The sequence below is a fragment of the Streptomyces sp. SBT349 genome (genome assembly GCF_001083795.1).
Lineage (GTDB): Bacteria > Actinomycetota > Actinomycetes > Streptomycetales > Streptomycetaceae > Streptomyces.
In genome coordinates this window covers 1-9,103 of sequence record NZ_LAVK01000300.1, presented here as the reverse complement: position 1 = coordinate 9,103, position 9,103 = coordinate 1, and the positions used below count along the sequence as shown (strand labels likewise).

The following is a 9,103-nucleotide window of genomic DNA, read 5'->3' as shown; positions in this document are numbered from 1 at the left end:
CTGGGAGATGTGTATAAGAGGCGGGGGGGGAGGTGGCGGCGGTCAACGGACCGGCCTCGACCGTCGTCTCCGGCGAGAGCGCGGCGGTGGCGGAACTGCTGGCGCGGTGCGAGGAGGAGGGGGTGTGGGCGCGGCGGATCGAGGTCGACTACGCCTCGCACGGCCCGCAGGTCGAGGAGATCCGCGACGAACTGGCCCAGGCTCTCTCGGGGATCAGCCCGGTGGCCTCGCGGGTGGCGTTCTACTCCACGGTCACGGGCGAGCTGGTGGACACCGCCACGCTCGATGCCGGGTACTGGGTGCGGAACCTGCGCGAGCCGGTGCGGTTCGCCCCCGTGGTCGCCGCGCTGGCGCAGGCGGGAGCGCGGGTCTTCATCGAGGCCAGCCCCCACCCCGTGCTCACCGGCGGCATCACCGACACCCTCCAGGCCACCGATGAGCTCGCCGGGACCACCGCGGTTGTCGGGACACTGCGCCGGGACCACGGGGGGATGGCGCAGTTCCTCGCCAGTGCCGCCCAGGCCCATGTGCGCGGGGTGGACCTCGACTGGAACGCGATCTTCGCCGACGCCCACCCCCGCCGCGTCGACCTGCCCACGTACGCCTTCCAGCACGAGTGGTACTGGCTCCAACCCCTTGAGGACACCCGGCGGGACGGGCAGGCCGTTCCGGCCGACGCCGCGTTCTGGGAGGCCGTCGAGGGCGAGGACGCGGAGTCCCTCGCCGCGACCCTGGACGTGCGTGACGAGCGGATCCAGTCGTCGCTGAGCGCGGTCGTCCCGGTCCTCTCCTCCTGGTGGCGGCAGCGGCGCGAATCGTCGGTACGGGACTCCTGGCGATACCGCATCACATGGAAGCCCGTCACCCCGGCGACGTCGACGCCGTCGCTCTCCGGCACCTGGCTGCTCGTCGCCCCCGAACACGGTGCCGACGACACCCTCATCGCCGGATGCGCTCGGTCGCTGAGCGAGGCCGGAGCAACCGTTGCGCATGTCCGCACGGATGCCGCGACCTCGCGCGCCGATCTCGCACCCCTGCTGGGTGAGGCGGCCCACGACGGAGTGGCCGGCGTGATCTCCCTCCTGGGCCTGGACGAGCGGCCCCACCCCGAGGGTGGCGGCCTCTCCTCCGGCGTCCTCGGCACGGTCGTACTGAGCCAGGCTCTGACCGATGCCGAGCTGGCGGGCCCCCTGTGGTGCCTGACCCGCGGAGCCGTCGCGGTGCCCGAGACGGGCGACGACGCTCCCAGCGCGGAGCAGGCCCAGGTGTGGGCCGTGGGCCGGGTCGCGGCGCTGGAGCACTTCCGCCTGTGGGGCGGCCTGATCGACCTGCCGGCCGACCCCGACGAACGAATCTGGAGCCGCGTGGTCGCGCTCCTCGCCGACCGGGCCCGGGGCGAGGACCAACTCGCCGTCCGCGCCCAGGGCGCACTGAGCCGACGCATGCACCGGGCCCCCCTCGACGACACCGCCCCCGTACGGCGCTGGCACCCCACCGGAACGGTCCTGATCACCGGCGGCACGGGCGCGATCGGCAGCCGCCTGGCCCGTTGGGCGGCCACCTCGGGTGCCGAGCACCTCCTGCTGCTGAGCCGCCGCGGCGAGGACGCTCCCGGAGCCGCCGAGCTGCGCGCCGAACTGGAGGCACAGGGCACCCGGCTCACCATCGCGGCCTGCGACATCACCGATGCCGCCGCCTGCGCCCGGACGATCGAACGGACCACCACCGGCCACCCGCCGGTCCGCACCGTCATCCACGCCGCGGGAGCCATCCGGCCCGCCTTCCTCACCGAGCTGACCGCGGCCGACCTGTACGCGAACGCCCACGCCAAGGTGCGGGGCGCCCAGGTGCTGGACGAGCTGTTCGGCGACGGTGACGAGCTGGACGCGTTCGTGCTCTTCTCCTCCAACGCCGGCGTGTGGGGCAACGCGGGGCACGGCGCCTACGCGGCCGCCAACGCCCACCTCGATGCCCTGGCCCAACGGCGGCGCGCCCGTGGCCTGACCGCGACCTCGATCGCCTGGGGCGCCTGGGACGCCGGCGGCATGCTCGACACCCACGACTCCGAGGAGAACCTGCGCCGCCGCGGCGTGATGCCCATGCGCTCCGAGCTCGCCCTCGCCGCGCTCCACCAGTCGCTGGACCACGACGAGACCATGGTCGCCCTGGCCGACATCGACTGGGATCTCTTCGCGCCCAGCTTCACCTCCGTGCGGCCCAGCCCGCTGCTGGCCGAGCTCCCCGAGGTTCGCCGGATCACCGAGTCCGCGGACCGGACGGAACCCGCGAGCGCCGCCTCGACCTCCGCTTTCGCCGAGCGTCTGTCGGGGCTCTCCGAGGGTGCACAGCACCGGCTGCTGCTGGACCTGGTCCGCTCCCAGGTCGCCCAGGTGCTCGGCCACCAGTCGGCCGACGACGTGGGCGCGGATCGTGCCTTCCGGGACCTGGGCTTCGACTCGCTGACCGCGGTCCAGCTGCGCAACGGCCTCACCGCCGCCACCGGGCTGCGCCTGCCCGCCACCCTCGTCTTCGACTACCCGACGCCGCTGGTGCTGGCCCGGCATCTGGCGTCGGAGGTGCTGGAGGGCCCGCCGTCCGGCGGCACCGCCCCAGCCGGATCCATGACCGTCCCGGGCGCCGCCGCCGCGGACGAGCCGATCGCGATCGTCGGGATGGCGTGCCACTACCCGGGCGGCGTCGGCTCGCCCGAGGACCTGTGGCGGCTGGTCTCCGACGGAACGGACGCGATCGGCGGCTTCCCCACCAACCGCGGCTGGGACCTGGCCGGGCTCTACGACCCCGACCCGGAGCGCGCCGGCACCAGCAACGTCCGTCACGGGGGCTTCCTCCAGGACGTCGCCGACTTCGACGCGGACTTCTTCGGCATCAGCCCGCGCGAGGCGCTGGCGATGGATCCGCAGCAGCGGCTGATGCTGGAGACGTCCTGGGAGGCGCTGGAACGGGCCGGCATCGCCCCCTCGTCCCTGGCCGGCACCATGACCGGTGTCTTCGTCGGCGCGCTGACCTCGGACTACTTCACCCGCCTGGAGCGGCTGCCCGACGAGCTCGAAGGGTACATGGGCACCGGAATGGCCGGCAGCGTCGTCTCGGGCCGCGTGTCCTACACGCTCGGCCTGGAGGGCCCGGCCGTCACCGTCGACACGGCGTGTTCGTCGTCGCTGGTCGCGCTCCATCTCGCGGCCCAGGGGCTGCGCAACGGCGAGTGCTCCCTCGCCTTGGCCGGCGGTGTCACCGTGATGTCGAGCCCCGCCGGATTCGTGGAGTTCTCCCGGCAGGGGGTGCTCTCCGTCGATGGGCGGTGCAAGGCGTTCTCGGCCGCCGCGGACGGCTTCGGCGCGTCCGAGGGCGTCGGCATGCTCGTCCTGGAGCGGCTCTCGGACGCCACCCGCAACGGTCACGAGGTGCTGGCGGTCATCCGTGGCAGCGCGGTGAACCAGGACGGCGCCTCGAACGGACTGTCCGCGCCCAACGGCCCGTCGCAGCAGCGGGTGATCCGGAAGGCGCTGGCCAACGCCCGTCTCGCGCCGCATGAGGTCGACGCCGTCGAGGCGCACGGCACGGGCACCTCGTTGGGCGACCCGATCGAGGCCCAGGCACTTCTGGCCACCTACGGTCAGGAGCGCGAGGACGGCCCACCGCTGTGGCTCGGATCCATCAAGTCCAACATCGGGCACGCCGCGGCCGCAGCCGGTGTCGCGGGCATCATCAAGATGGTCATGGCGATGCGCCACGGCCTGCTGCCCATGACCCTGCACGCCGAGGAGCCCTCCGGGCACATCGATTGGTCGGCCGGCGCCGTCGAGCTGCTGCACCGACCGACGGAGTGGAAGCCGAACGGCCGTCCCCGCCGTGCCGGCGTCTCCTCCTTCGGCATCAGCGGCACCAACGCCCACGTGATCGTGGAGCAGGCCCCGGACCAGGAAGCGCCGGCTCCCGTCGAGTCCCGCGGCGACACCACCTTCGGGGCGGTGCCGTTGGTGGTCTCGGGCCGTTCGCCCGGGGCGCTCGCGGATCAGGCGGCGCGGCTGCGGGAGTTCCTCCACAGCAGCGCGGCGGCCGAGGTGTCGCTGGCCGATGCCGGCTGGTCGCTGGCGACCACGCGGGCGAGCCTGGAGCACCGCGGTGTGGTGCTGGCCCGCTCCCGCGAGGAGGCACGCACCGGGCTGGCGGCGCTGGCGTCCGGCGACACGTCGGCCAACGCCGTCTCCGGGACGGCCCCGTCGGGTGGTGACCGGCGGGTGGTGATGGTCTTCCCCGGCCAGGGCTCGCAGTGGGTCGGCATGGCGCGCGAACTGCTCGACAGCTCGGAGGTGTTCTCGCAGGCGATCGCCGCCTGCGAGAACGGGCTGGCCCCGCACCTGGACTGGTCGCTGACCCAGGTGCTCCGCGACGGCGATGAAGAGCAGCTGGCCCGGGTGGACGTGGTGCAGCCGGTGCTGTTCGCGGTGATGGTGGCGCTGGCCCGGTTGTGGGAGTCCGTCGGCGTCCGCCCGGACGCGGTGGTGGGGCACTCCCAGGGAGAGATCGCCGCGGCGCACATCGCGGGGGCACTGTCGCTGGAGGACGCCGCCCGGGTGGTGGCGCTGCGCAGCCGGGCCCTGGTGGAGCTGTCCGGTCAGGGCGCCATGGCCTCCATCGCCCTCAGCCGCGACGACACCCAGGCCATCCTGGACTCCGGCGACGGAGAAGTGTCCATCGCGGCTGTCAACGGCCCGGTGTCCACCGTCGTCTCCGGTGCGCCGGGCGCGGTGGACGACCTGCTCAGCCGCCTCTCGGGCGACGGCGTGTGGGCGCGCCTGGTGCCCGTGGACTACGCCTCCCACGGAGTCCAGGTCGAGCGGCTCCGCGACCGGCTGATGGAAGAACTCGCGGGGATCACCCCCGCCGTCGGCGAGGTGACGTTCTTCTCCACCGTCACCGGATCCGAGGTCGACACGGCCACGCTCGACGCCGACTACTGGTACAGCAACCTGCGGCATACCGTGGAGTTCCAGCCCACCGTGGAGGCCCTGGCAGCCCAGGGCTTCGGCGCCTTCATCGAGGCCAGCCCCCACCCCGTGCTCACCGCCGCCATCCAGGACACGCTGAGCAACGGCTCCTGCGCCGTGGTCGGCACCCTGCGCCGCGACGACGGCGGCCCGGACCGGTTCCTCGCCAGCCTCGCCGAGGCCCACGCCAACGGCGTCGCCACCGACTGGGAGAAGGTCTTCGCCGGCTCCCACCACCGCCGGCTGGAGCTGCCGACCTACGCCTTCCAGCGCCGGCGCTACTGGCTGGAGGCGCCCACCGCGCCGGAAGCCGCCACCGACCCCGAGTCGGCGGAATTCTGGCAGGCGGTGGAGACCGGCGACCTGCAGTCGCTCGCGGCGACCCTGGAACTGAACGGTGACCGGGACATCAACACCTCGCTCGGTGCCGTCATGCCGGCCCTCTCCGCCTGGCGCAGGCGACGCCAGGAACGGACCACCCTGGACTCCCGGCGCTACCGCGTCTCATGGGAGCCGGTAGGGACCGGCGGCGGCACGGCTCTCGCCGTGCTCCCGGGCACCTGGCTCCTGGTGGCGCCCCGCGACGGCGCGGACGAGAACCTCCTCTCCGACACCACCCGCGTCCTGGCCGAGGCCGGCGCCGACGTCGTTCTCCTCCGCACCGCCCAGGCTCCGGCCCGCGGCGCCCTCGCGGCCGCGATCACCGAGGCCGTCGCCGGGCACGGGGAGGGGACAGCGGAGCTGGCCGGCGTGCTCTCCCTGCTCGGCCTCGACGAACGGGCCCACCCCGACGCCCCCGCGGTCTCCCGCGGCCTGGCCGACACCACGGCACTGCTCCAAGCGCTGCTCGACGCCGGCATCGAGACGCCGCTGTGGGCTGTCACCCGCGGGGCGGTGACCGCCGACGACACCGACCCCGCGCCCAACGCTGTACAGGCCGCCATCTGGGGCCTCGGCCGCGTGGCGGCGCTGGAGCACCCGCGGTCGTGGGGCGGCCTCATCGACCTGCCCCAGGGCGAGGAATACCAGGAAGGCCAGGCGACCACCACGGCGACGGCCCTGCTGCCGGCCGCGCTGACCGCCGCCGACGAGGACCAGGTGGCCCTGCGGGCCGGCGGCCTGCTCGCTCGGCGCATGGCGCGCGCACCGCTGGGTCAGTCCAGGCCCACCCGCCCGTGGCAGCCGCACGGCACGATGCTGATCACCGGTGGCACCGGCGCCCTGGGCGGCCACGTCGCCCGCTGGGCCGCCGAACAGGGAGCGGCACACCTCGTCCTGACCAGTCCCGAGGGCCCCGGTGCCCGGGGCGCCGCCGACCTCACGGCGGAACTCGAATCCCTCGGCGCCGAGGTCACCGTCGTCGCCTGCGACATCACCGACCGGCAGGCGCTGGCCGATCTCACCGGCCGCCTGCGGTCGGACGGCAGGGAGATCCGCGGCGTGATCCACACCGAGACGGGGGTCGAACTCTGCCCGGTGGCGGAAGCCGGTCCCGCTCATCTCGGCACCAACGCGCACGCCAAGGTCGTGGGCGCCCGGAACCTCGACGAGCTGTTCGACGACGACACCCTCGACGCGTTCGTGCTCTTCTCCTCGGTCGCCGCCCTGTGGGGCAGCGCGGAGCACGCGGGCTTCGCCGCGGCCAACGCGCAGCTGGAGGCGCTCGCCGAGGGGCGCAGGCGGCGCGGGCTGGCGGCCTCCGCGATCGCCTGGGGCATGTGGGACGTCGCCCCGGAGGACGGTGGGGGAGAGGACCTTCAGGTCGCCGCCACGCTGGGCCGCCAGGGCCTCCCGCTGCTGGACCCGCTCCAGGTGCTCCCGGCCGTACGGGAGGCGATCGAGCACGAGGACACCGTCCTGGCGATCGCCGACATCGACTGGAAGCGCTTCGTCCCGATCTTCACCGCCGCGCGCCCCAGCGCCCTGATCGACGGGGTCCCCGAGGCGCGTGCCGCCGCCCAGGCCGATGCCGCGGAGGCGCGAGAGGCCGGTCTCGCCGCCCGCGCCGCCCTCGTCGAGCGCCTGACGGGCATGGCCGACAGCGAGGCGGACCAGCTGTTGCAGGACCTGGTGTGCGGCAACGTGGCCGCCGTTCTCGGGCATGGCTCGGCAGGGGCGATCAACCCTGAACGGGCCTTCAGCGACGTGGGCTTCACCTCGCTCACGTCGGTCGAATTGCGCAACCGCCTCAACGACGCCACCGGGCTGCGCCTGCCCGCCACCCTCGTCTTCGACTACCCGACACCCATGGCCATCGCCGATTACCTCAAGCAGGAAATCGCGCCCAGCGACGACATGGACCTCTCGATCCTCGGGGAGCTGGACAAACTCCAGTCGGCGCTCTCCCGTATCACGGCCACCGACACCCGCGACGCCATCACATCCCGATTGGAGACGATTCTCACAAGCTGGCGCCAGAACGGATCGGCAAACGGCGAAGCCGATGTCGCCAACGCAATTCAGACGGCAACAGCCGACGAGGTCATCGACTTCATTGACAGCGAGCTCGGCCTGTGAAGTGCGGCCAGCGATCGGACGACCACCCGGGGATGGCGAACGTCAGATGGTGAACGAAGAGAAGCTTGTCGACTACCTGAAGCGGGTCACGACCGAGCTGCACAGCACGCGGAAAGAGCTGCGTGAGACCCGGGAGAAGGAGCAGGAGCCCGTGGCGATCGTGGCCATGGCCTGCCGTTATCCCGGAGGCGCACACTCGCCGGAGGAACTGTGGAACGTCGTCGCGGAAGGCCGGGACACCGTCACGGAATTCCCCGATGACCGGGGCTGGGACGTGGAGGGCATCTACGATCCCGACCCCGACGCGGAGGGGAAGTCATACACCCGGCACGGCGCGTTCGTGGACGGTGTCGCGCAGTTCGACGCCGACCTGTTCGGCATCAGCCCGCGCGAGGCGCTGGCCATGGATCCGCAGCAGCGCATGGTGCTGGAAACCTCCTGGGAAGCCTTCGAACGGCTCGGCCTCACCCCGAAGCAGCTCAAGGGCAGCTCCACCGGCGTCTTCATCGGGTCGACCTTCTCGGGATACTACGACGGCTCCCAGCAACTCCCGGCCGGAATCGAGGGCTACTCCCTGGCCGGCAGCCTGACCAGCGTCGTGTCAGGCCGCGTGTCCTACACCTTCGGCCTGGAGGGCCCGGCGGTCACCGTGGACACGGCGTGTTCGTCGTCGCTGGTGGCGCTGCACCTTGCGGCCCGCTCGGTGCGCAGCGGCGAGTGCAGCCTGGCGCTGGCCGGTGGTGTGAGCCTCATGGCCAGCCCCGTCCCCTTCGTCCAGTTCAGCCGGCAACGCGGTCTGGCGGCGGACGGTCGGTGCAAGGCGTTCGCGGGCGCGGCCGATGGCATCGGCTGGTCCGAGGGCGCGGGTGTGCTGCTGGTCGAGCGGCTGTCGGACGCGGTGCGCAACGGTCACGAGGTGCTGGCGGTGGTGCGCGGTTCCGCCGTGAACCAGGACGGCGCGTCGAACGGGCTCTCCGCGCCGAACGGTCCGTCGCAGCAGCGGGTGATCCGGCAGGCGCTGACGAACGCGCGGCTGTCGCCGGGCGAGGTCGACGCGGTGGAGGCGCACGGCACGGGCACCACACTCGGCGACCCGATCGAGGCGCAGGCGTTGCTGGCGACCTATGGGCAGGACCGAGGCGAGAGCCGGCCGTTGTGGCTGGGCTCCATCAAGTCCAACATCGGGCACTCCGGGCCATCCGCCGGCGTGGCGGGCGTCATCAAGATGGTCATGGGAATGCGCCACGGCCTGCTGCCCAAGACCCTGCACGTGGACGAGCCTTCCCCGGCCATCGACTGGTCGGCGGGTGCGGTGGAGTTGCTGACCGAGCCGGTGGCGTGGGAACGGAACGGGCGCCCGCGCCGGGCGGGCGTCTCCGGCTTCGGCATCAGCGGGACCAACGTCCACCTGGTTCTTGAGGAGGCGCCGGAACGTCAGGAGGCCGCGGGTTCCGACGAACCGGTGCAGGTTCTCGGTGGTGTGGTGCCGTTGGTGGTGTCGGGGCGTTCGGGTGGGGCGTTGGTGGGTCAGGCGGGGCGGTTGCGGGAGTTCCTTGAAGGCGATGCCGGGGCCGGGG

At 72.9% G+C, this 9,103-nt stretch carries 2 protein-coding genes; both read left to right on the top strand.

Annotation, left to right across the window (positions count from 1 at the left end):
- Positions 1 to 32: 32 nt before the first annotated feature.
- Positions 33 to 7,526, top strand: a complete 7,494-nt coding sequence (locus tag ADY01_RS40950) for a type I polyketide synthase (RefSeq protein ID WP_053171279.1) — start codon at positions 33 to 35, stop codon at positions 7,524 to 7,526.
- 46 nt (positions 7,527 to 7,572) lie between these two features.
- Positions 7,573 to 9,103: type I polyketide synthase (locus tag ADY01_RS27705; protein WP_049578986.1), on the top strand; the 1,531-nt coding region annotated here is incomplete at its 3' end.